A 21,866-nucleotide genomic window follows, 5' to 3' on the forward strand; every position below is an offset into this window, starting at 1 on the left:
GGCTTTTTGTTTGGTGCATTGAAAACCCGCTATCAAATTCCACAGCTCCAGCACCGCTACACACCTGTCACAAAACCATCAAGAAAGCCTGCGATGATGCCCCTCAAGTGAACCTGTAGCCGCACCAGGCACTTCCCGCCAGCGAGCCTTCATGAACCACAGCATCGATCAAAGCCACCGCGACCCGGACCTGTTCGGCCTGCTTTACGGGTTTCGTTTCCAACCCGGCGAACGTGGACAAGAAATCGATTCGGCCCAGGCTCTGCAAAGCCTGCAACACCCCCAAGGCACAGACGAGTTCCTCTGGCTGCACCTGAACCTGGCGCATGCCGCGTGCGAGCGCTGGATGAAAAGTCATCTGGCCCTGCCCCAGGAGTTTTTCGAAGCCTTGCACGAAGGTTCGCGCTCGACCCGCATCGAGCATGTCGACTCGGCGTTGCTGGCCGTGGTGAACGATGTCGTGTTCAACCTCAGCAACATGGTGTCCTCGGATGTCTCCACCTTGTGGGTTTGCGTTCACAGTCGATTGATTATCAGCGCACGGTTGCAGCCCCTGCACTCGGTCGACAAGCTGCGCTCATCGGTCAAGGCCGGCGAGCGCTTTCGCTCGCCGCTGGAGCTGCTCGTGCATTTGCTGCGCGACCAAGGTGAAGTGCTGACCCAGATCGTGCGCAAGACCAGCCTCAGCGTCGATCAGATCGAAGATCAGTTGCTGTCCTCGCGGCTGTCCACCAACCGCGCCGAGCTGGGCAGCAACCGCCGGGTGCTGGTGCGCCTGCAACGCCTGCTCGCCCTGGAACCGGGTTCGTTGCTGCGCCTGCTCAACCGCCCGCCGCAATGGCTGCAGAAAGAAGACGTCAAGGAGCTGCGCAAATCCACCGAGGAGTTCGCCCTGATCATCAACGACCTCACCGCGTTGGGCGAACGGATCAAGCTGCTGCAAGAAGAAATCGCCGCCAACCTCAACGAACAAAGCAACCGCACCTTGTTCACCCTGACAGTAGTCACGGTGTTGGCGTTGCCCATCAACATCATTGCCGGTTTCTTTGGCATGAACGTCGGCGGCGTGCCGCTTGCCAGCGATCCCGAAGGTTTCTGGATCCTGGTGGCGCTGGTGGCAACCTTCACGCTGATTGCTGGCCGATGGGCGTTTCGCAAGCGCCGCGACTATTGAGCATGACCTGTCCAGACAACCCCTTTTGTCGGCACAGCAGGATTTAAAAGTCTTTTTGTCATTTTTCCTGGGGTATCCTGCCCAGGCTTTTTAAAAGCGCGGATCTACCAGATCTATCCACAGACTTTGCGAGGAGCGCGATATGCACGAGATCCCTAATCTCCCCTTCCCAAGCCTGCACGACACTGAGCAGACGACCACGCTACAAGCCGGGGGGCAACCAGACGCCCAGCAACCCGAGCCGAAAGAAGCCACTGAACGCCGCCAGGCCGACAGCGAAGACTGATTCACCCGCACCACCAGACCGTGTGGAAAGCGCTAAGATGCGCTTTCCACACTGCCTGAATCCTGAGCCCCGCACCATGACCGACAACACCCCGACCTTCAGCGAAACCCAGGCCAGCGTGCTGATCGGCACCGCCGAGAAAATGGTCGAAATCTGGAGCCGTCTTTCTCCCGAGAAACAAGCCACCCTGCTGGCGCGTTTTGGCACTGAAGAAAACGCCCTCGCCGCACTGGTCACCACGCATCTGGTCGCTGGGAAAGACGACCACTGAATCACCATTTGGCAAATATTTTACTTTTCCACGCCCTGTCGCCACGCTCGCCGTTATCATAAGCAGCCTATCTATCCTGCTGCTCCGTGGACCTTTTCCCCATGTCAGATTCCCAGCGCCCCCTGGCGGTCACGCTGCAAGTCGTTTCCATCGTGTTGTTCACTTTCATTGGCTACTTGAATATCGGCATTCCCTTGGCCGTGTTGCCTGGGTACGTTCATGGCGAGCTGGGTTTCGGCGCGGTGATCGCCGGACTGGTGATCAGCGTGCAATACCTGGCCACCCTGCTCAGCCGTCCTTACTCCGGACGGATCATCGACAACCTGGGCAGCAAGCGCGCGGTCATGTTCGGCCTCGCCGGCTGCGGGTTGAGCGGTGTGTTCATGTTGGTGTCTGCCTGGACGCCGCACCTGCCGACCCTCAGCCTGATCAGTCTGTTGATCGGCCGCCTGGTGCTGGGCAGCGCGGAAAGCCTGGTGGGCTCGGGTTCGATTGGCTGGGGCATTGGCCGGGTCGGCGCGGCCAATACCGCCAAGGTGATTTCCTGGAACGGCATTGCCAGTTACGGCGCGCTGGCGATTGGTGCACCGCTGGGGGTGTGGCTGGTCAATCGCCTGGGGTTGTGGAGCATGGGCGTCAGCATTATCTTGCTGGGCTTGTTGGGGTTGGCACTGGCCTGGCGCAAGACCCCTGCGCCCATCGTCGTCGGCGAGCGCCTGCCGTTCATGCACGTGCTGGGGCGCGTCCTGCCACACGGCTGTGGCCTGGCCCTGGGCTCCATTGGTTTTGGCACCATCGCCACGTTCATCACCCTGTATTACGCCACCCAGCATTGGGACAACGCGGTGCTGTGCCTGAGCCTGTTCGGCGCCAGCTTCATCGGCGCGCGCTTGCTGTTCGGCAACCTGATCAACCGCCTGGGCGGCTTCCGCGTGGCGATTGCCTGCCTGTCGGTGGAAACCCTCGGCCTGTTGCTGCTGTGGCTCGCACCGGATGCCCATTGGGCCCTGGCCGGCGCGGCGTTGAGCGGTTTCGGCTTTTCCCTGGTGTTTCCGGCGCTGGGCGTGGAGGCGGTCAATCTGGTGCCGGCCTCCAGCCGTGGCGCGGCGGTGGGCGCTTATTCGCTGTTCATCGACTTGTCGCTGGGGATCACCGGGCCATTGGCCGGTGCAGTGGCTGCGGGCTTCGGCTTTGCCTCGATCTTTTTGTTCGCCGCACTGGCGGCCCTCGGCGGATTGGCACTGAGCGTCTATCTGTACCGGCAGGCGCCGAGGTATCGCGAGGAACGGGAGAGACGCTAGAAATCCACCTTGCCGCGCCCGGCCTTGATCGAGCCGCGCTTGGTCTTGGATTCCAGGCGACGCTTTTTCGAACCCAGGGTCGGTTTGGTCGGGCGGCGCTTCTTTTCGACCTTGGTGGCGCTGAGGATCAGTTCGACCAGGCGCTCCAAGGCATCGGCCCGATTCTGTTCCTGGGTGCGGTACTGCTGGGCCTTGATGATCAACACACCGTCGCTGGTAATGCGACTGTCGCGCAGGGCCAGCAACCGCTCCTTGTAGAACTCGGGCAAGGACGAGGCCGGAATATCGAAGCGCAAGTGCACGGCGCTGGACACCTTGTTGACGTTCTGCCCTCCGGCACCCTGGGCGCGAATAGCCGTCAGCTCGATCTCGGCGTCCGGGATGTGCACAGTGTTGGAAATCGCCAGCATGGGAAAAGGGTCCACTATCAGGACCCACAGAATACCCCGAATCCCCCAGACAACGCCCGCCCCTGTGGGAGCGGGCTTGCTCGCGATTGCAGTGTGTCAGTTACCCTTGATATTGCTGACCCATCGCCATCGCGAGCAAGCTCGCTCCCACAGGGGTTCGTGCTTACTTGGCAGCCGCAGCCACAGCCAATTCCTGCCGGGCACTGCGCTTGTTCTTGATCACGTAGCACACCCACATGAACACCACCCACACCGGAATCGCATACACCGAGATCTGGATGCCGGGGATCAGCAGCATCACGCCCAGGATGAACACCACGAACGCCAGGCAGACGTAGTTGCCATACGGATACCACAGAGCCTTGAACAGCGGCGTCTGGCGGGTCTGGTTCATGTGTTGGCGGAACTTGAAGTGCGAGTAGCTGATCATCGCCCAGTTGATCACCAGGGTCGCCACCACCAGCGACATCAGCAGCTCCAGCGCATGCTGCGGGATCAGGTAGTTCAGCAACACCGCCACCAAAGTCACGGCAGCCGAAGCAAGGATCGAACGCACCGGCACGCCGCGCTTGTCGATCTTGGCCAGGACCTGGGGCGCATCGCCCTGCTCGGCCATGCCCAGCAGCATGCGGCTGTTGCAGTAGGTGCCGCTGTTGTACACCGACAGCGCGGCGGTGAGCACCACGAAGTTGAGGATGTGCGCCGCCGTATTGCTCCCCAGCATCGAGAACACTTGCACGAACGGGCTACCGCTGTAGGCATCGCCGGAAGCGTTGAGGGTGCTCAGCAGGCTGTCCCAAGGGGTCAGGGACAACAGCACCACGAGGGCGCCGATGTAGAAAATCAGGATCCGGTAGATCACCTGATTAATGGCCTTGGGGATCACGGTTTTCGGTTTGTCCGCTTCAGCGGCAGTGAAGCCGAGCATCTCCAGGCCACCGAAGGAGAACATGATGATCGCCATGGCCATCACCAACCCGCTGACGCCGTTGGGGAAAAACCCGCCATGGGACCACAGGTTGGTCACCGAGGCTTGCGGCCCGCCGTGACCGCTGACCAGCAGGTAGCTGCCCAAGGCAATCATGCCGACAATCGCCACGACCTTGATGATCGCGAACCAGAATTCGGCCTCGCCGAAGACTTTGACGTTGGCCAGGTTGATGGCGTTGATCAGGATGAAAAACGCTGCGGCCGAGGCCCAGCTCGGAATGTCCGGCGCCCAGTAGTGGATGTACTTGCCCACCGCAGTCAGCTCGGACATGCCCACCAGGATGTAGAGAATCCAGCAGTTCCAACCCGACAGGAACCCGGCGAAACCGCCCCAGTACTTGTGGGCAAAGTGACTGAAGGAACCGGCCACCGGCTCTTCGACGATCATCTCGCCCAGCTGGCGCATGATCATGAAAGCGATGAAGCCGCAAATGGCGTAGCCGAGGATCATCGACGGGCCGGCGGATTTCAGCACCCCCGCCGAGCCGAGGAACAGGCCAGTGCCGATGGCGCCACCGAGGGCGATCAATTGAATATGGCGATTTTTCAGGCCGCGCTTCAGCTCGCCTGAATGCGAGTTTTGTCCACTCATGAAAAGGGTCTCACGCAAGGTTTGATGATGGTCGTTGGACGTTGCCGCTCGAATGGATTTCAAGCAGCGCCCATCAAACCCCAGCGCAGGCACCAGGAATTCAGCGTAGTTACAACGGTCATGCGTCACCTGTTTGTTTTTATCTGTGACGAAATCGAACCCGACACGCTTGTGACGTGGCGGAATGAGCAAGGCGGATAACCTTGAAGATGCGTGGGTACGCGAAGGGTCACAGTAAAACGCGGCGCATTGTACACCGCCGACCTTTTGCCGCCAGACCACATCACAAGGCATGGAACGCATCTGACCCTTCCCCAGGATAGGAAACAAGCCGACTGATTTCCCAGGAAGCGCCGCGCAAAGGCTCTACTGGAAGCTTTTTCTTACATTCAGGGGGACGGGTGTTCAGGATCGATGCGATGGTCGGTTTTTGTCAGGATTTCTTTACAACATGTAACGTATTTCTTCCATGTAGGAATTTTCTGTCATCTGTCCGGAAATTGACGGTAGGAAGCTAACTAATGAATAAACCTCATAGCCAGTTGTTTTTCATGGGCAAAAAATCTCACTAAAAACGGAACAAAAAGTTCATTTAAAAAAATAAAAATTATTTTTTGCATTCCAAAAAACCCTCGACTAGGTTTTCACCGACTTGCCGAGGCTGCGTTCCGACAAGTTCTGTGGTGTCGTTGCGGACAGCTTCCACTGACCGGATCGACCACTGCTTTCCGTAAAAGTCATCTAGGAGATTCACTATGCAAGCACTGGACAAAGACTTGGAAACCGAACTGCAACTGGACGAATGGTTTGAAGCACCAACCCATGAAGCCGCCGTTGAAATGATGCAAGCCGACGCCGTCGTTCCGTTCGGCACGGCGATGTGGCCTCTGTAGATATGGCCCGGCGGAGGCGATCCGGCCGGTCGACTCCGCCGCTTTTTGCCGGTTGTCAGGAAAGCTCAATCTACTTGTCAGGGAAGAATAAGCATGGACACACAACGAGCCATCTCACATTTCCTTTACTACCTTGAACACCATCCCGCCCTGGCCGGCATCCAGCCCGCCAAGGTGTTGCTCGGCCATACCGCCGACTACGAAGCACTGACCGGCGCCATCGCCGAACAGGCTGGCAGTGGCTCACCCTTCCGATTCAGCGCCATGCGCCTGGACCTTGAATCCACTGAGCGCCTGACCAAGGCCATTGCCGACAGCGATCTCTATATTTTTTTCTACGATTCCTCCACCCTGCCCAATCCGCGCCCCGACGGCCCGGACTTTGTCCGCGCGCTGCAAAGCGTAATGGCAGAGAACTGGAAGAAATCGCTGCTGTTCAAGGACTATGGCGATTATTTCTACGACACCTTCAGCGTCATTCCCCAGCGTATCGCGGGGCTCAACAGCCATTTGATCCGGCGGATGTCCCAAGCGACGACCTTGAGCTTCCAGGATGACCTGGGCTCGTATTTCGACACCGACCTCAACAGCGTCAAGAAATGGACCGACATCAACGGCCTCGGCAACCATGACTTGGCCCCTGGCGAAATCGCCACCCACAGCGACACCATCAATGGCCAGGTGAAATTCGTCGGTACGTTCCTGAGCACCATCCCGTTCGCCCGCAAGTACGGAGTGCTGCAATCGCCGCTGGAGTTGTGGATCGAAGACTCCACCATCCAGAAAATCGCCACCGACGTGCCGGGCCTGGAACACGACTTCAACAAGTACCTGGACGCCAACCCCTCCAACCGCCGCATCGAGGAGCTGGGAATCGGCACCAACGAGGGGGTCAAGAGTCTTTATGCCCGCAATGCCGGTTTCGAGGAGCGCCATTGCGGCCTGCACCTGGGGCTGGGGGGTGGGGCCAAGGGCAGCCATCACCTGGACCTGATTTTCGAGAGTGGTGTGTTGGCGCTGGATAATGAGCGGATTTTTGATGGGCGGTTTGTGCTTTAGGGGCAGCTGCAAGCGGCGAGCTTCAAGCTGCAAGGAAGAGCGGGCAGCCTCTGGATCGTGGTGTGGAGCTGCTGACCTCTTCGCGAGCAAGCCCGCTCCCACAATGAAGCGGCGCCGACACAGATCTTCTATTCACTGAAGATCAAGTGTGGGAGCGGGCTTGCTCGCGAAGACGGCCGCACCGGCACCGTATCAATAACGCCAGACACAAAAACGGCAACTTAGTGGTTGCCGTTTTTTCTTGCAGCTTGCAGCTAGAAGCTCACAGCTGCCTCACTCCGGCTTACGACGCCCAAACCCCGGACGCTGCCCGGAACCCGCCGGCGCGCCACGGCGTTTACCCGATGGGGTGTCGCGATCAACCAGCACAATACCCGGGCGCTTTTTCGGCGCCGGCTTGGCTGGGCGCTTGGTGTCGGCCGGGCGATCGGCGACTGGCGTACCACGGCCAGCCGGGGCACCGCGACCTTCACCGCGCTCAGTCCGACCGTTGGCCGGGCGTGGCGTGCGTGGGCCGCGTTCGCCGTCCTGGCGTGGCGCCGGCTTACGGGCCGGGCGTTCGCCTTCGATCTGCGGTTCGCGCGAAGGACGTGGGCCGGTCGGCGCACCTTCAGCCGCCGGACGCAGCGTACGCACGCGCTCGGTCTTGCCCATCGGCCGCGAAGACTTACGCTGCATCCGCTCCAGCTTGTCCTTGCTCTTGGCGGTCATCTGCGGCATCGCCACAGGCTTGAGGCCGACTTCGGCCGCCAGGATGTCGACTTCGTACTGGCTCATTTCGCGCCAGCGGCCCATCGGCAGGTCGGAATTGAGGAACACCGGACCGAAACGCACGCGCTTCAGGCGGCTGACCACCAACCCCTGGGACTCCCACAGACGCCGCACCTCACGGTTACGGCCTTCCATCACCACGCAGTGGTACCAGTGGTTGAAGCCTTCGCCACCCGGTGCCTGCTTGATGTCGGTGAAACGCGCCGGGCCGTCTTCCAGCACCACGCCGGCCTTCAGGCGCTCGATCATCTCGTCATCGACTTCGCCCCGCACGCGCACGGCGTATTCGCGGTCCATCTCGTAGGACGGGTGCATCAGGCGGTTGGCCAGCTCACCGTCGGTGGTGAACATCAGCAGACCGGTGGTGTTGATGTCCAGACGCCCAATGTTGATCCAGCGGCCTTCTTTCGGACGCGGCATTTTGTCGAACACGGTCGGACGGCCTTCCGGGTCGTCACGGGTGCAGATCTCGCCGTCGGGCTTGTTGTACATGATCACGCGGCGCACCGTTTCGGCGGCCTCTTCGCGCTTGATCACCTTGCCATCGATGGTGATGGCGTCGTGCATGTCGACACGCAGGCCCAAGGTGGCATCTTTGCCGTTGACCTTGATCCGGCCCTGGGTGATCCAGGCTTCCACGTCGCGGCGCGAGCCGACGCCGATCCGGGCGAGGACTTTTTGCAGCTTCTCGCCTGCTGGGCCGATTTCCTGGCTGTCGTTCTGGTCTAGGTCTTTCATTCTGGGCACCTCCCGGTGTGGTCGGGTCAGGCGCTGGGCCTGACGCTTTGAAAACGGGTCTTCGGCGAAGGCTTCGCCAAAGGGTCGCGAATCATACGCCTGTTGAGGCAATTGCGCATCAGAGACTAGCTGATCAACACAGGCTCGGCGCTTTTTCCGCCGATCGGTGGCGTAATGCAGGCGTGGAGTCCATGACGCACCGCATTCCCTGTGGGAGCGAGCTTGCTCGCGATAGCGGTTTACCATTCAACGACGATGTGGCTGTCAGACCGCTAATCGCGAGCAAGCTCGCTCCCACAGGGGGTGTGGGGCGTCAGCATTATTTCCAACACGCTGGATCAGTCGTCGAGCTGGCGCCGTTCGTTTTCAATGGCTTCGGCCAAGGCCCGGGCTTCGGCTTCTTCGTCGCTCAATTCAGGCTCGGGTTCACGCGGTTCGAGGGCGGCAACGGCGGCCAGCAGTTTTTCCCGGGCCTCGGCAACGCCGAGGATGTCCTCTTCGGGTTCGGGTTCGGGCTCGGCCAGAGATTCAACTTCGCGGTCGGCCTCGGGCGGTTCATCCGACTCGTCTTCAGGACCCACCCCCTCACGCAGCAGGTCGTCGAAATCGGTCTTCAAGCCTTCTTCCATGGTGTCCAGTTCCAGCAACAACGAGTGGAAGCTGGTCTCCTCCTTGGGCTCTTCCGGTTCGGCGCTGGCATCGGCCAGTTCCTGCAAGCCCTGGGGCACCGGCACGTCGTCGAACTCCAGCATCGGCTCGGGCTCCAGCTCTCGTAGCTCGGCCAGTGGCGGCAGGTCATCCAGGTTCTTCAGGTTGAAGTGATCGAGGAAACCCTTGGTGGTGGCGAACATCGCCGGCTTGCCGGGCACGTCGCGATAGCCGACGACACGGATCCACTCGCGCTCCAGCAGCGTCTTGACGATATGGCTGTTGACCGCCACGCCACGCACGTCTTCGATCTCGCCCCGGGTGATCGGTTGGCGATAAGCAATCAGTGCCATGGTTTCGAGCATGGCGCGGGAATAGCGCTGCGGCCGCTCCTCCCACAGGCGCCCGACCCAAGGCGCGAACTTTTCGCGGATCTGCAGGCGATAACCGGAGGCCACTTCCTTGAGTTCGAAAGCCCGCCCCTCGCAGGATTTACCCAAGAGCGTCAGGGCTTTCTTGAACACGGCCGGCTCAGGCCGTTCGCCTTCTTCGAAGAGTTCGAACAGCCGTTCCATCGATTGCGGCTTTCCCGAGGCCAACAGGAAAGCTTCAAGCAAGGGCGCCAGCTCGCGGGGTTCAGTCAGATTCATTGATTTGCTCGTTATTCGGCTCGTGCCCGCACGTGGATCGCTGCGAACGGCTCATTCTGCACCAGCTCGACCAAGGATTCCTTGACCAATTCCAGGACCGCCATAAACGTCACCACCACCCCCAGACGCCCTTCCTCGGCGGTGAACAGCTCGACGAAGGGCACAAACCCGCCGCCCTTGAGCCGTTCCAGCACATCGCTCATGCGCTCGCGGGTGGACAGCGCTTCGCGGCTGACCTGGTGACTTTCAAACATATCGCCGCGGCGCAGGACCTCGGCCATGGACATCAGCAACTCTTCCAGGCTGACATCCGGCAGCAACTTGCGCGCCCGCGCCTCCGGCGCATCGAGCTTGGGCACCACCACATCGCGTCCGACCCGGTTCAAGCCATCGAGGCCTTCGGCGGCGACCTTGAAGCGCTCGTATTCCTGCAAGCGGCGGATCAACTCGGCGCGCGGGTCGTCTTCTTCCGCTTCGACCTCCGCCGAGCGCGGCAGCAGCATCCGCGACTTGATCTCGGCCAGCATGGCCGCCATCACCAGGTATTCGGCCGCCAATTCCAGGCGCACCGACTGCATCAGCTCGACGTAACCCATGTACTGGCGGGTGATTTCCGCCACCGGGATGTCGAGGATGTTGATGTTCTGTTTGCGGATCAGGTACAGCAGCAGGTCGAGCGGGCCCTCGAAGGCCTCGAGGAACACTTCCAGCGCATCCGGCGGAATGTACAGGTCCAGGGGCATTTCCATGACCGCCTGGCCATAGACCATGGCAAACGGCAGCTCTTGTTGCGCGCCCGCCTGGCTGTCTGCGCCTTCCACGGCGGTTTCCACAACGGACATTCAGGCCTCGACCAGGAACGGCGCCGGATCGCCACACCCGACCCGCACCACTTGCGGCTCGCCGTCGGCCAGGTTGATCACCGTGGACGCGGCCATGCCGCCGAAACCGCCGTCGATGATCAGGTCCACTTGATGTTCGAGCAACTGACGCATTTCGTAAGGATCGGTCATCGGCTCGGTCTCGCCGGGCATGATCAGCGTCACGCTCATCAGCGGTTCACCCAGCTCCGCCAGCAGCGCCAGGGCAATGGGATGGCTCGGCACCCGCAGGCCGATGGTGCGTTTTTTCGGGTGCAGCAACAGCCGCGGGACTTCCCGGGTAGCGTTGAGAATAAAGGTGTACGGCCCCGGCAAATGTGCCTTGAGCAGGCGGAAGGTGCCGGTGTCGATCTTGGCGAACAGGCCCAGCTGCGACAGGTCGCTGCAGATCAATGCGAAGTTGTGCTTGTCATCCAGCTGACGCAGGCGTCTCACCCGCTCCACGGCGTTCTTGTCGCCGATCTGGCAGCCAATGGCGTAGGCGGAGTCGGTGGGATAAATCACCACACCACCGCCACGGATGATTTCAACCGCCTGTTTGATCAGGCGCGCTTGCGGGTTCTCCGGATGAATCTGGAAAAATTGACTCACATGTTCTACCTGTTCAGACGTCGGCGGTAACGGGATCATGTTTGAATCTACACCAAAGTGGTGGCAGATCTTCCGGCAACGGGCGGTATTCGCCTATCTCGGACCAGCCTCCAGGGCCATGGAAATCACTGCCGGCGGTGACCAGCAGGCCAAACTCACGGGCCAGAATGGCCAGGCTGCCGACCTGCTCGGCCGGCTGATGGCCGTTGACCACCTCAATGGCATGGCCCCCTGCTTGAATATAGTCGGCGACCAGGCGGCGGCGCTTGCTCCGGGTGAAGTCATAGTGCCACGGATGCGCCAGGCTGACCCAGGCACCGGCGGCCCGCAAGGTCTGGACGGTGTCCTCGAGTGTCGGCCAATGCTGCTTGACGTCCCCCAGCTTGCCGGCGCCCAACCACTTGCGAAACGCTTCGGCGCGGTCCTTGACGAAGCCTTCGCGCACCATCCAGTCGGCAAAGTGTGGCCGGGCCGGCGCGTTGCCGCTGTCTCCCAGTTCCTGCTGGATCTGCCGGGCGCCTTCCAGCGCCCCGGGCATGCCCTTGAGGGCCAGCTTGCGGCTGATCTCTTCGGAACGCAGCCAGCGGCCGTCGCGCAGTTGGGCGATGGCCTGGACCAGCGCCGGTGCATTCACATCAAAACCGTAGCCCAGCACGTGGATGGTCGCCCCGCCCCAGGTGCAAGACAACTCGACCCCATTGACCAGCTGCATGCCCAGCGCCGTGGCGGCGCTGCGGGCCTCGTCGAGGCCTTCGAGGGTGTCGTGATCGGTCAGGGCCAGGACTCGCACGCCGTGCTCGAACGCCCGCGCCACCAGAACCGCGGGCGCCAGGGCGCCATCGGAGGCCGTGCTATGGCAGTGCAAATCAACATTCACGAGAGTTTGTTACCTCAAATCAGCTGGCCCTATCGCGGCCAAGGATGTTTGTTATTATGCCGCCACATCCTGCTTCTGGCTGCCACTGTGAAACAATTCATCGACTTCATCCCGCTCCTGCTGTTTTTCATCGTCTACAAACTTGATCCACGGACCGTCGATATCGCCGGTCATTCCTTGACTGTAGGCGGTATCTACAGCGCCACCGCGGTGCTGATCATCAGTTCCCTGGTGGTCTATGGCGCGCTGTTCGTGTCCCAGCGCAAGCTGGAGAAGAGCCAGTGGCTGACCCTGATCGCCTGCCTCGTGTTCGGCAGCCTGACCCTGGCGTTCCACAGCGAAACCTTCCTTAAATGGAAAGCCCCGGTGGTCAACTGGCTGTTCGCCCTGGCCTTCATCGGCAGCCACTTCATCGGTGATCGCCTGCTGATCAAACGCATCATGGGCCACGCCCTGAACCTGCCCGACCTGATCTGGACCCGGCTGAACATCGCCTGGATCGCTTTTTTCCTGTTCTGTGGCGCCGCCAACCTGTTCGTCGCATTCACGTTCCAGGAGTACTGGGTCGACTTCAAGGTCTTCGGCAGCCTGGGCATGACCCTGCTGTTCCTGATTGGCCAGGGCATCTACCTGTCCCGTCATTTGCATGATGCCGACCCCACCACGCCAAATACCGAGGACTGACATGCTCTACGCAATCATTGCCACCGACGTCGCCAACTCCCTGGAAAAACGCCTGGCCAACCGCCCCGCGCACCTGGAGCGCCTGCAACAGCTCAAGGCCGAAGGCCGCATCGTGCTGGCCGGTCCGCTCCCGGCGGTCGACAGCAATGACCCGGGCGCCGCAGGTTTTACCGGCAGCCTGATCGTGGCCGAGTTCGATTCCCTGGTCGCCGCCCAGGCCTGGGCCGAGGCCGACCCGTTCGTGGCCTGTGGCGTCTATGCCAATGTCGTGGTCAAGCCGTTCAAGCAAGTCCTGCCCTGAATCCCCAGGCGCAATGAGTCTTGATGGCTCATTGCGCCCGATTGCTCATTGTTCTCGTTGGCCTGCCGACAACCTGTCTAATCTCGATTGGAATTCAGGAGTTGCAATGCGCAAAGGTCCGTTGTGCCTGTTGTTGGTCACGTTGGCGATCGGGGCTCCCGCCCATGGTGAAGAGAGCACCGAGGGCAGTCATTCGGCGCCCTTGTCCTTGAGCGCCGGCAGCCATATCGCCGAACTGCAGCAACGCTTGAAAGACAGCGAACGCCAGCGCGAAGAGCTGAGCAAACAATTGCAAAACGCCGACAGCGAACGCGAGAGCGCCTTGCTGGCCCGGTTGCGCCAGGAGAACCAGCGCCTGAAGCTGCAACTCAAGGAAGCCCAGGCCAGCCCCCTGCCACGCCTGTTGACCGATCAACAGCAGTGGTTCGTCATTGGCGGCGGGGTAGCGCTATTGGCCCTGCTCTGCGGTATCTTTGCCAGCGGTGGACGTAGACAACGTCGGCAATGGCTAAATTGAGTGAGTCATGAGCGAGCTGTTACTGATTGATGATGACCAGGAGCTGTGTGAGCTCCTCGGCAGTTGGCTGGGCCAGGAAGGTTTCCAGGTCCGCGCCTGCCACGACGGCCAGAGTGCTCGCAAAGCCTTGGCCGAAACCGCCCCGGCGGCGGTGGTACTGGATGTGATGCTGCCCGACGGCAGCGGCCTGGAACTGCTCAAGCAGTTGCGCACCGATCACCCGGAACTGCCGGTGCTGATGCTCTCGGCACGTGGCGAGCCGCTGGACCGTATCCTTGGCCTGGAACTGGGGGCCGACGATTACCTGGCCAAGCCCTGCGACCCACGGGAACTGACCGCCCGCCTGCGCGCCGTCTTGCGTCGCAGTCACCCGGCGGCGGTGTCCAGCCAGATCGAACTGGGCGACCTGACCTTCAGCCCGGTGCGTGGCGTGGTCAGCATCGATGAACAGGAACAGACCCTCACCGTATCCGAAAGCCGCTTGCTCGAAGCGCTGCTCAAACAGCCGGGCGAGCCGCTGGATAAACAGGAACTGGCGCAGATCGCCTTGGGTCGCAAACTCACCCTGTACGACCGCAGCCTCGATATGCACGTGAGCAACCTGCGCAAGAAAATCGGCCCTCACCCCGATGGCCGTCCACGCATCGTGGCGCTGCGCAGCCGGGGTTATTACTACAGCCTTTGAACACTGCACCGATTCCGTGCTTGGACCGGGGATCCTTTTGTGGCGAGGGGATTTATCCCCGCTGGGGTGCGAAGCGCCCCCAGATGTGCCTGCCACCGCGTTGCATCAGATAAAACCAAGGGGGCCGCTGCGCGGCCCAGCGGGGATAAATCCCCTCGCCACAGATAATCTCCTCGCCGCACTTTTTGCGTCTACGGTTTTGTCAGGTCCGCCCCCAAACGTCTTTACCCAAGCTTTACGCCCCGCTGACCGCCGCTGACCTTGATCTCCGTAACCTGCACACATCCGGAACTGACCGGGAATGAGACAAGGAGAGACCCCATGCGCAAGACCCTTATCGCTCTGATGTTCGCTGCCGCCCTGCCTACCGTCGCCATGGCCATGCCCGAAGGCCCCGGCCCGATGGGCCCGATGGACGGCCCGCGCCACGGCGGGATGATGCACGACAAAGGCCCCTTCAGCGAACTGGACCTGAGCCGCGAACAACGCCAGCAGATCCACAAGATCATGGGCGAACAGCGCCACGAACGCCGCGAACTGGTGGAAAAATACCTGGCCAAATTGTCGCCAGCCGATCAGAAGGCCATGAAAGACGAAATGGAAGCCCGGCGTGAGAAAGTCGACGCCCAGATCCGTGGCCTGTTGAAGCCTGAACAGCAAAAAGAGTTCGACGCGATCCAGAAGAAGCAGGCCGAGCGTCGGGCCGAGTGGGCCGAGTTCAAGGCCTGGAAAGCGCAACAACCGCAAAAAGCGCAATAATGCGTTGAAGGGTACCCAGCCCAACGGCAAATCGCCGTTGGGCTTTCTTTGTTCTCGAGGATTCAACGTGCGTTCATTGTTCTGGCGCATCCTGGCCAGTTTCTGGCTGGCCATCGCCCTCGTCGGAGGGCTTTCGATTCTTATGGGCCACATGCTGAACCAGGACGCCTGGATCCTCAGTCGCCATCCGGGTCTCAACACGCTGCCCGAAGAGTGGACGCAAATCTTCGAAAGCCAGGGCGAAGACGCGGCCCAGGACATCCTGCAACAACGCAAGCACCAGTATCACATCGACGTCCAGGTGCTCAACGAAAGCGGCGACCCGGTGGTCCGCGGCACCTTCCCGCGTCGTGCCGCCGCCTTCGAGGCGCGGCAGAACAACGACGACCGGCGCCTGCCCTGGCGACGACTGACCGACGAGTTCACCAGCGCCAAAACGGGCGACACTTACCTGTTCATCTACCGCATCCCCCATCCCGAACTGGACGCCTGGCACCGCGAAAGCCTGCTCTGGCCCTTCAGTGCATTGGGGATCGCCTTGGTGGTGCTGACCTTGTTCAGCCTGTTGGTGACCCTCTCCATTACCCGCCCGCTGAGTCGCCTGCGCGGTGCGGTGCATGATTTGGGACAGACCACGTACCAGCAGAACAGCCTCGCCAAACTGGCCAACCGTCGGGATGAATTCGGTGTGCTCGCCACCGATTTCAACCGCATGGGCGCGCGCCTGCAAAGTCTGATTGGAAGTCAACGGCAGCTATTGCGCGACGTGTCCCACGAACTGCGCTCGCCCTTGGCCCGCCTGCGCATCGCCCTGGCATTGGCTGAACGGGCCAGCCCCGAAGAGCGTGAAAAGCTCTGGCCGCGCCTGACCCGCGAATGTGATCGCCTGGAAGCACTGATCAGCGAAATCCTGGTCTTGGCCCGGGTCGATGCCGACAACGCCAGCGCCGAGGAGGTGGACCTCAACGCTCTGCTCATCACCCTGCAAAAAGATGCGCAGTTGGCTTCACCTGAACAAAACGTGCAACTGGAAACGGAGCCGAACCTGACCCTCAAGGGCTGGCCGACCATGATTGAGCGGGCGGTGGACAACTTGCTGCGCAACGCCCAGCGCTTCAATCCCGCCGGGCAACCAATCGAAATGCGCGCGATGCATCAGGGGGAACGGATCCTGATCAGCGTGCGTGACCATGGGCCGGGCGTGGAGCCCGAACACCTGGGTCAGTTGAGCGAGCCGTTCTATCGCGCCCCCGGCCAGACCGCCGCCGGCCATGGCCTGGGCCTGGCCATTGCGCGCCGTGCCGCCGAACGCCACGGCGGCGCGCTGGTGCTGGCCAACCACCCCGAGGGCGGGTTCATCGCCAGCCTGGAACTGCCACTGGTGCCGGGGGCCGTTGTCCAGCCATAACCTGCACATGAACAGTTGATCTGTTGACTCCAGGGCAATGCTGGCCCCTGTCATCGCATCAATGACAAGGAACGGTCATATCTCCTTGATCATCCATCCCGTCGCGAAGTCGGAATCCTGGGACAGTGACTCAGTGTCCCCCGTCAGAGGGTCGATGGAATACTGTCGTCTGTAATCGGGCGCTGGGGTTGAAGTCCATGAACGCAGGTTAGTCAACCCCGGATCGCCGTCATGGATTGTTCGAAGGGCTCCCCATGTCTGCAGGTCAGGAATGACACCTCCGAAACTCAGCGCAGCACTCCAGCAGTTCCAATAGGTGTGCCATGTATAGTCGTTACCCATCCCCATAAGCAGCCAAACACCGGAAGTAGTCACTGGATATTGGACATGCCCACCGAATTGATCACGAACGGTTATCGTGGCGGCCCCTGAAAACTTCGACACCACCCGTGGTTGTGTTGATGAAAAAAGCTCGGCCACATTCGGATCGCTGGAGGTATATATATAGGGAGGCACACCGCCCGACGGTATCCGCTCCACGTATGCGCCTACCGGCGGGCGCGCTGGAAACTTGGCGGTTCTATACATCCTCGTACTGAGAGTGGCGGTACTGGTATCGATGGTCAGGGGCTCCACGACTGTGAATCCCCAGGGCGGCGACACTGGATTATTACGGTAGATCCCCCGGGCAGTGAGGCTATGCTCCCCGAGATCGAGCCCGCTCAGATTGCCCTCCCACAAACCCTTGCCATCTACCTCCAAGGTGCTTTTGTATTCATCTTCGTCGAAAATTTCGACCTTCGTGTCGGGCGTTGCTTCGCCAGTCAGCTTCACGGTGGTCGCGAGGGTGTAGCCGTTATCGGAGATCGGGGTGCCGCCAGGATCCTTGACCGAGGTAATGAGCGGTGTTTCCAGCACCACGGACCTGATCGAGTAAGTGCGCAGTGGAAAGCTGATGGCCTCGGTGATATCCGGGGCTTTATTGAACGTCACCTGCAGCACGACGCTCAGGTCAGAGCGGTCGCGCAACAGTTGCAGTTGACCTCGGGGAACCGGTTTGGACAGTCCGATCCTCACTTCATCCGCCGTCAAGCTTGTGGCGGTTTGCAAGGTGATCGTATGCCTCGTCCCGTCAGTCTTGGTGCCTTCGCAGTAAAGCCATACCTTCTGGTCAATGGCAATGAGCGGCCAGGGCGTCACCGTCACATTGGCGTCACCCGCGAAACTGGCCAGGTCAAGCTCAGGTCCGGTGCCACCATTGGCCGCTTCGCGAATCAGCGGTGTCGGCAGATCGCTCTGGGCGATGTCACGCACGCTGAGCAGGAGCGGATCGGAGGGGGTGGTGGTCGCTCGATTATTACGGGTAACGGTATAGCTTACCGTCACCGTCTTGCCCAAATTGAAGGCCAGGACCGCGACCGGGATCGGCACCTCCCTGTCGCCAACGGTACCGACCTCCTCTGCGCCGGTGGTGTGGGAACCGGCGCCGGCCGTACCGGCCCAAGTCACGCTTAGCAGGTCGGTGGGCAACATGTCGTCATAGCGCACCACCACGGTCAACGTGTCTTTTGCATCAACCGGGTCGAGGTTGTTGCCAAGCGCTTCCTTGACCCTGGGCGGGGGCAGATCCAGCTGCCGGTCAAGATGAATATCAAGGCGCTTGGTTGGTGACTGGTTGGAGTTGCCCAATTGGTCTGTCACCCGATACTCGATGAGTGTATTGGGGTTGTCACCTGCCTGTTGGAACGTGGCGGTGAACAGGGTCCTTGTCACCGGTATCGATGCGTCGGCAACCTCAAAGGGAATAGTTACATTCCCCACTAAAAAGTTAATGCGGTCGTAATTTCGCGGGTTGGTGTAGGCGAAACCGAACTCCACCCCCTGCGCCGCCCGCTCGGCGCTGACCCCATTGCTGACAACATCGGAAGGGATCAGTAGATCCAGGCCATCCGGCGCAGGTTCGCCCGGTGCCCGCAGGTGATACAGGACATGTGAGTCCCTGGAGGGTGCGGCGTTTTCACCGGGACGGGTCACTTTGTAATGCAGTCTGTTGACTCCATGAATTAAATGCCCGTGGGGGATGCGCAAGGGTATGCGATCGTCCTCTTCCCCCGGATCTACAGTCTTGCCGGCGACAGGAGTGGGATCATCATTGACATAAAGGTCAGCGCGATCATAGGCCGCCATTATCCAGGATTGACGCTTGAGCTCCGTCCACGGATCAATCACGCAGAGAAGCCCCTGAGGCTGGCCGTCGTAAAGGCTTTTAGGGATGCCGCCGTCGGCGAGGTCGACCGGCTTCACCGGAGCGATCCAACCCGGGATGATCACAGAGTAAAGGACGAATAAATCGTCCAAGGTGGAGGATTGGATATCCATTGATTTCTCCTGGCATGTGACGGGACGTGAGCCGCTTTGGCACGGTTATCACATGCCAGGGCGAGGAAACTGGCTACTGTCAGAACTAACAGGTGGGGGCTGGTTTAAGACGAATGGTTGGTGTGAGGCTGGCTGATGGACACCCCGATGGGTTCGGAGCACAGGCGCCAGTGGCGAGTATTCGTATGCCTGAGTGGCGGCCTGCCACAACGCAGAGCTCACCCTGACATGCTGTCCCATATTGATCATGACGAACTCAGCACCCACCGCAAAACGCACGGGATCGCCTTCGATCACATTCGTGAGCGAGCGCCAGTCGCTGGATGCCTGGACACTGGAATCAAGCCTTGAGCAAGCAATGTTTGCGTCACCCGGGATTAAAACGACACCCACAAACCAAACGATAATTCCTCTTATTCAAACTGCCCCGCCCTGTTAGACTTTGCGCCCTCGTTTCACTCGTCTTCCAGGAAGCCCGATGCCGTCGTTGCCTCTTCGTCTATGCGCTCTGTTCATGGCCCTGGGCCTGAGTGCCTGCGATGATGCCCCGCGTTTTACCCAGGCCGAACCCGGCGAAGCCCGGTCCGGTGGCGCCGCGACGGTACGCAAGACCGATCAGAATGCCTTCTCCCTGCCTTCGGCCAACCTGCCGCCCTCGCGGCGCGTGGACTTCAGCGTCGGCAACAGTTTCTTCCGCAGCCCCTGGGTGATCGCCCCCTCGACCACCACCGCCCGGGACGGCCTCGGGCCATTGTTCAACACCAATGCCTGCCAGAACTGCCACATCAAGGACGGTCGCGGTCATCCGCCAGCGCCGGACGCCGCCAGCGCGGTGTCGATGCTGGTGCGCCTGTCGATTCCCGATACGCCGCCCTACGCCAAGGTCATCGAACAACTGGGGGTCGTGCCGGAGCCGGTCTACGGCGGACAGTTGCAGGACATGTCCGTCCCCGGTGTCGCTCCCGAAGGCAAGGTCCGGGTCGATTACAGTCCCGTCCCGGTGCGCTTCAAGGACGGCACCGTCGTGGAGCTGCGCAAGCCAAACCTGCAAATCACCCAACTGGCCTATGGGCCGATGCATCCGGACACGCGTTTTTCCGCTCGCGTCGCCCCGCCGATGATCGGCCTGGGGTTGCTGGAGGCGATCCCCGACGAAGCCATCCTGGCCAACGCCGAGGCCCAGGCGCGGGAAAACAACGGCATTGCCGGTCGTCCCAACCAGGTCTGGGACGATGCCCAACAAAAAACCGTACTTGGACGGTTTGGCTGGAAAGCCGGGCAGCCCAACCTCAACCAACAGAACGTCCATGCGTTTTCCGGCGACATGGGCCTGACGACGAGCCTGCGGCCCTTCGACGATTGCACCGAGACCCAGGTCGATTGCAAGCGCGCCCCCAGCGGCAACGGCCCGGACGGCGAGCCGGAAGTCAGCGACAACATCCTGCGATTGGTGCTGTTCTATAGCCGCAACCTCGCCGTACCAGCCCGTCGCGAGGTGAATTCACCCCAGGTGCTGGCCGGCAAGAATCTGTTTTTCCAGGCCGGTTGCCAGTCTTGCCACACACCGAAATACACCACGTCCGCCAACGCTGCCGAGCCGGAGCTGGCGAACCAGGTCATCCGCCCTTACAGCGACCTGTTGTTGCATGACATGGGTGACGGCTTGGCCGACAACCGCAGCGAATTCAAGGCCAGCGGCCGTGACTGGCGCACCCCGCCGCTGTGGGGCATCGGCCTGACCGAAACCGTCAACGGCCACACCCAGTTCTTGCACGACGGTCGCGCGCGCAATCTGCTCGAAGCCGTGCTGTGGCATGGCGGCGAAGCACAAGCGGCGCAGCGACAGGTTTTATCGTTCAACGCCGAGCAGCGTGCTGCGTTGCTGGCGTTCCTGAATTCCCTTTAAACGCATTTTCCGAAAAACGGGAGCCCGACATGTTCCGTCCCAAGCTGTTATTCACCAGCCTCGCCGCCCTCGCCCTCGGCGCCTGTTCGCCCCAGGACCCGCAAGCGGTCACCTCGGCCGCCATCGCCAAGCAAGTGATCCTGCCGACCTACAGCCGCTGGGTCGACGCCGACCGGCAACTGGCGACCAGCGCCCTGGCGTTCTGCCAAGGCAAGGAGAACCTGGAAACCGCCCGCGCCGACTTCCTCAAGGCACAAAAAGCCTGGGCCGAGTTGCAGCCACTGCTGATCGGTCCGCTGGCCGAGGGCAACCGCGCCTGGCAGGTGCAGTTCTGGCCGGACAAGAAAAACCTCGTGGGCCGTCAGGTCGAGCAATTGGTCAACAGCCAGCCGCAGATCGACGCCGCCGGCCTGGCCAAGTCCAGCGTCGTGGTCCAGGGTCTTTCGGCCTATGAGTACCTGCTGTTCGACGCCAAGATCGACATGGCCGACAGTGCGCAGAAAGCCAAGTACTGCCCACTGCTGAGCGCCATCGGTGAACGCCAGAAACAACTGGCCGAAGAGATCCTGGCGGGCTGGAACGCCAACGACGGCATGCTCGCCCAGATGAGCAAGTTCCCGAACCAGCGCTACGCCGATTCCCACGAAGCCATCGCCGATCTGCTGCGGGTCCAGGTCACCGCCCTCGACACCCTGAAGAAAAAACTCGGCACGCCGATGGGCCGCCAGAGCAAGGGCGTGCCGCAACCGTTCCAGGCCGATGCCTGGCGCAGCCAATCGTCGCTGCAAGGCCTGGAAGCGAGCCTGAGCGCAGCCAGGACCGTCTGGGCCGGCGTGGACAACAAGGGCCTGCGTGGCCTGCTGCCAAGCGACCAGAAACCGTTGGCGGACAAGATCGACGCCGCCTACGATGCCTCCTTGAAACTGTTCGCCAGCAGCCAGCGCTCATTGACCGAAATGCTCAACGACGATGCCGGGCGCCAGCAACTCAACGATTTGTACGACAGCCTCAACGTCGTCCATCGCCTGCACGAAGGCGAACTGGCCAAGGCGCTGGGCATTCAATTGGGCTTCAATGCCAACGACGGTGACTGAT

Annotated in this window: 22 protein-coding genes; 14 read left to right on the forward strand and 8 right to left on the reverse strand. The window is 61.0% G+C overall.

Annotated features, from left to right (window positions below):
* Positions 1-151 precede the first annotated feature (151 nt).
* The 4 genes from LOY70_RS23000 (at position 152) to LOY70_RS23015 (ending at position 3,032) form a co-directional block, all read left to right on the forward strand.
* The gene (locus LOY70_RS23000; RefSeq protein ID WP_025215132.1) at positions 152-1,174 is read left to right on the forward strand and encodes a transporter; all 1,023 of its coding nucleotides are present in this window, start codon (positions 152-154) and stop codon (positions 1,172-1,174) included.
* Between the two features lie 142 nt (positions 1,175-1,316).
* Positions 1,317-1,460 (forward strand): hypothetical protein, encoded by a 144-nt coding sequence (locus tag LOY70_RS23005; RefSeq protein ID WP_162893862.1) that lies wholly within the window; start codon positions 1,317-1,319, stop codon positions 1,458-1,460.
* Between the two features lie 37 nt (positions 1,461-1,497).
* Positions 1,498-1,731, forward strand: coding sequence for a hypothetical protein (locus LOY70_RS23010; RefSeq protein WP_265029430.1), 234 nt, complete (start codon positions 1,498-1,500; stop codon positions 1,729-1,731).
* 101 nt (positions 1,732-1,832) lie between these two features.
* Complete coding sequence (locus LOY70_RS23015) at positions 1,833-3,032, forward strand: MFS transporter (RefSeq protein WP_265029431.1); 1,200 nt, start codon at positions 1,833-1,835, stop codon at positions 3,030-3,032.
* Here LOY70_RS23015 and arfB read toward each other — a convergent pair.
* A complete protein-coding gene (gene arfB, locus LOY70_RS23020) occupies positions 3,029-3,442 on the reverse strand; it encodes an alternative ribosome rescue aminoacyl-tRNA hydrolase ArfB (protein ID WP_025215135.1) in 414 nt (137 codons plus the stop codon). The genes LOY70_RS23015 and arfB overlap by 4 nt on opposite strands.
* 163 nt (positions 3,443-3,605) lie before the next feature.
* Entirely contained in the window at positions 3,606-5,024 is a 1,419-nt protein-coding gene (locus tag LOY70_RS23025) for an amino acid permease (protein ID WP_265029432.1), read from the reverse strand.
* 755 nt (positions 5,025-5,779) lie between these two features.
* Here LOY70_RS23025 and LOY70_RS23030 point away from each other — a divergent pair.
* Together LOY70_RS23030 and LOY70_RS23035 are read left to right on the forward strand one after the other, a co-directional pair.
* The gene (locus tag LOY70_RS23030; RefSeq protein ID WP_003178782.1) at positions 5,780-5,917 is read left to right on the forward strand and encodes a hypothetical protein; all 138 of its coding nucleotides are present in this window, start codon (positions 5,780-5,782) and stop codon (positions 5,915-5,917) included.
* Between the two features lie 93 nt (positions 5,918-6,010).
* Positions 6,011-6,976: a leucyl aminopeptidase gene (locus LOY70_RS23035; protein ID WP_265029433.1), complete on the forward strand. Its 966-nt coding sequence runs from the start codon at positions 6,011-6,013 to the stop codon at positions 6,974-6,976.
* Between the two features lie 273 nt (positions 6,977-7,249).
* Here LOY70_RS23035 and rluB read toward each other — a convergent pair whose 3' ends face one another.
* From rluB to LOY70_RS23060, 5 genes are all read right to left on the reverse strand, one after another.
* On the reverse strand, positions 7,250-8,485 hold the full coding sequence (gene rluB, locus LOY70_RS23040; RefSeq protein WP_123346413.1) for a 23S rRNA pseudouridine(2605) synthase RluB: 1,236 nt from the start codon (positions 8,483-8,485) through the stop codon (positions 7,250-7,252).
* Positions 8,486-8,823: 338 nt separating this feature from the next.
* Positions 8,824-9,783 carry an SMC-Scp complex subunit ScpB gene (scpB, locus tag LOY70_RS23045; RefSeq protein ID WP_265029434.1) on the reverse strand — a complete coding sequence of 320 codons (960 nt, stop codon included), beginning with the start codon at positions 9,781-9,783 and terminating at the stop codon, positions 8,824-8,826.
* An 11-nt stretch (positions 9,784-9,794) separates the two neighbouring features.
* Positions 9,795-10,493, reverse strand: a complete 699-nt coding sequence (locus LOY70_RS23050; protein WP_165826070.1) for a segregation and condensation protein A — start codon at positions 10,491-10,493, stop codon at positions 9,795-9,797.
* 132 nt (positions 10,494-10,625) lie between these two features.
* Positions 10,626-11,255, reverse strand: a complete 630-nt coding sequence (locus tag LOY70_RS23055) for an L-threonylcarbamoyladenylate synthase (protein WP_123346552.1) — start codon at positions 11,253-11,255, stop codon at positions 10,626-10,628.
* Between the two features lie 13 nt (positions 11,256-11,268).
* Entirely contained in the window at positions 11,269-12,132 is an 864-nt protein-coding gene (locus LOY70_RS23060; RefSeq protein WP_265029435.1) for a PHP domain-containing protein, read from the reverse strand.
* 87 nt (positions 12,133-12,219) lie between these two features.
* Between LOY70_RS23060 and LOY70_RS23065 the strand changes: the two genes are divergently transcribed.
* The 6 genes from LOY70_RS23065 (at position 12,220) to LOY70_RS23090 (ending at position 16,486) form a co-directional block, all read left to right on the forward strand.
* Entirely contained in the window at positions 12,220-12,816 is a 597-nt protein-coding gene (locus tag LOY70_RS23065; RefSeq protein WP_265029436.1) for a septation protein A, read from the forward strand.
* A gap of 1 nt (position 12,817) precedes the next feature.
* Complete coding sequence (locus tag LOY70_RS23070; protein WP_025215144.1) at positions 12,818-13,117, forward strand: YciI family protein; 300 nt, start codon at positions 12,818-12,820, stop codon at positions 13,115-13,117.
* Positions 13,118-13,223: 106 nt separating this feature from the next.
* Positions 13,224-13,634 (forward strand): translation initiation factor 2, encoded by a 411-nt coding sequence (locus tag LOY70_RS23075; RefSeq protein WP_265029437.1) that lies wholly within the window; start codon positions 13,224-13,226, stop codon positions 13,632-13,634.
* A 7-nt stretch (positions 13,635-13,641) separates the two neighbouring features.
* Complete coding sequence (locus LOY70_RS23080) at positions 13,642-14,319, forward strand: response regulator transcription factor (RefSeq protein WP_265029438.1); 678 nt, start codon at positions 13,642-13,644, stop codon at positions 14,317-14,319.
* A 321-nt stretch (positions 14,320-14,640) separates the two neighbouring features.
* A complete protein-coding gene (locus LOY70_RS23085) occupies positions 14,641-15,078 on the forward strand; it encodes a Spy/CpxP family protein refolding chaperone (RefSeq protein WP_265029439.1) in 438 nt (145 codons plus the stop codon).
* A gap of 67 nt (positions 15,079-15,145) precedes the next feature.
* Positions 15,146-16,486, forward strand: coding sequence for a sensor histidine kinase (locus tag LOY70_RS23090; RefSeq protein ID WP_265029440.1), 1,341 nt, complete (start codon positions 15,146-15,148; stop codon positions 16,484-16,486).
* A 75-nt stretch (positions 16,487-16,561) separates the two neighbouring features.
* Here LOY70_RS23090 and LOY70_RS23095 read toward each other — a convergent pair whose 3' ends face one another.
* Positions 16,562-18,865: a hypothetical protein gene (locus LOY70_RS23095; protein ID WP_265029441.1), complete on the reverse strand. Its 2,304-nt coding sequence runs from the start codon at positions 18,863-18,865 to the stop codon at positions 16,562-16,564.
* 478 nt (positions 18,866-19,343) lie between these two features.
* On the opposite strand from LOY70_RS23095, the gene LOY70_RS23100 reads away from it, so the two are divergent.
* Both LOY70_RS23100 and LOY70_RS23105 read left to right on the forward strand, forming a co-directional pair.
* Positions 19,344-20,771, forward strand: a complete 1,428-nt coding sequence (locus LOY70_RS23100; RefSeq protein WP_405045668.1) for a di-heme oxidoredictase family protein — start codon at positions 19,344-19,346, stop codon at positions 20,769-20,771.
* A 29-nt stretch (positions 20,772-20,800) separates the two neighbouring features.
* A complete protein-coding gene (locus LOY70_RS23105) occupies positions 20,801-21,865 on the forward strand; it encodes an imelysin family protein (RefSeq protein WP_265029442.1) in 1,065 nt (354 codons plus the stop codon).
* The last annotated feature ends 1 nt before the right edge of the window (position 21,866 follow it).

The organism is Pseudomonas sp. B21-054 (assembly GCF_026016345.1).
Classification (GTDB): Bacteria; Pseudomonadota; Gammaproteobacteria; order Pseudomonadales; family Pseudomonadaceae; genus Aquipseudomonas.

Excerpts from the sequence above, each read along its gene's own strand:
- LOY70_RS23000 (WP_025215132.1), top strand. The coding sequence starts at position 152 with ATGAACCACAGCATCGATCAAAGCCACCGCGACCCGGACCTGTTCGGC.
- LOY70_RS23005 (WP_162893862.1), top strand. The coding sequence starts at position 1,317 with ATGCACGAGATCCCTAATCTCCCCTTCCCAAGCCTGCACGACACTGAG.
- LOY70_RS23010 (WP_265029430.1), top strand. The coding sequence starts at position 1,498 with ATGCGCTTTCCACACTGCCTGAATCCTGAGCCCCGCACCATGACCGAC.
- LOY70_RS23015 (WP_265029431.1), top strand. The coding sequence starts at position 1,833 with ATGTCAGATTCCCAGCGCCCCCTGGCGGTCACGCTGCAAGTCGTTTCC.
- arfB (WP_025215135.1), bottom strand. The coding sequence starts at position 3,442 with ATGCTGGCGATTTCCAACACTGTGCACATCCCGGACGCCGAGATCGAG.
- LOY70_RS23025 (WP_265029432.1), bottom strand. The coding sequence starts at position 5,024 with ATGAGTGGACAAAACTCGCATTCAGGCGAGCTGAAGCGCGGCCTGAAA.
- LOY70_RS23030 (WP_003178782.1), top strand. The coding sequence starts at position 5,780 with ATGCAAGCACTGGACAAAGACTTGGAAACCGAACTGCAACTGGACGAA.
- LOY70_RS23035 (WP_265029433.1), top strand. The coding sequence starts at position 6,011 with ATGGACACACAACGAGCCATCTCACATTTCCTTTACTACCTTGAACAC.
- rluB (WP_123346413.1), bottom strand. The coding sequence starts at position 8,485 with ATGAAAGACCTAGACCAGAACGACAGCCAGGAAATCGGCCCAGCAGGC.
- scpB (WP_265029434.1), bottom strand. The coding sequence starts at position 9,783 with ATGAATCTGACTGAACCCCGCGAGCTGGCGCCCTTGCTTGAAGCTTTC.
- LOY70_RS23070 (WP_025215144.1), top strand. The coding sequence starts at position 12,818 with ATGCTCTACGCAATCATTGCCACCGACGTCGCCAACTCCCTGGAAAAA.
- LOY70_RS23075 (WP_265029437.1), top strand. The coding sequence starts at position 13,224 with ATGCGCAAAGGTCCGTTGTGCCTGTTGTTGGTCACGTTGGCGATCGGG.
- LOY70_RS23080 (WP_265029438.1), top strand. The coding sequence starts at position 13,642 with ATGAGCGAGCTGTTACTGATTGATGATGACCAGGAGCTGTGTGAGCTC.
- LOY70_RS23085 (WP_265029439.1), top strand. The coding sequence starts at position 14,641 with ATGCGCAAGACCCTTATCGCTCTGATGTTCGCTGCCGCCCTGCCTACC.
- LOY70_RS23095 (WP_265029441.1), bottom strand. The coding sequence starts at position 18,865 with ATGGATATCCAATCCTCCACCTTGGACGATTTATTCGTCCTTTACTCT.
- LOY70_RS23100 (WP_405045668.1), top strand. The coding sequence starts at position 19,344 with ATGCCGTCGTTGCCTCTTCGTCTATGCGCTCTGTTCATGGCCCTGGGC.
- LOY70_RS23105 (WP_265029442.1), top strand. The coding sequence starts at position 20,801 with ATGTTCCGTCCCAAGCTGTTATTCACCAGCCTCGCCGCCCTCGCCCTC.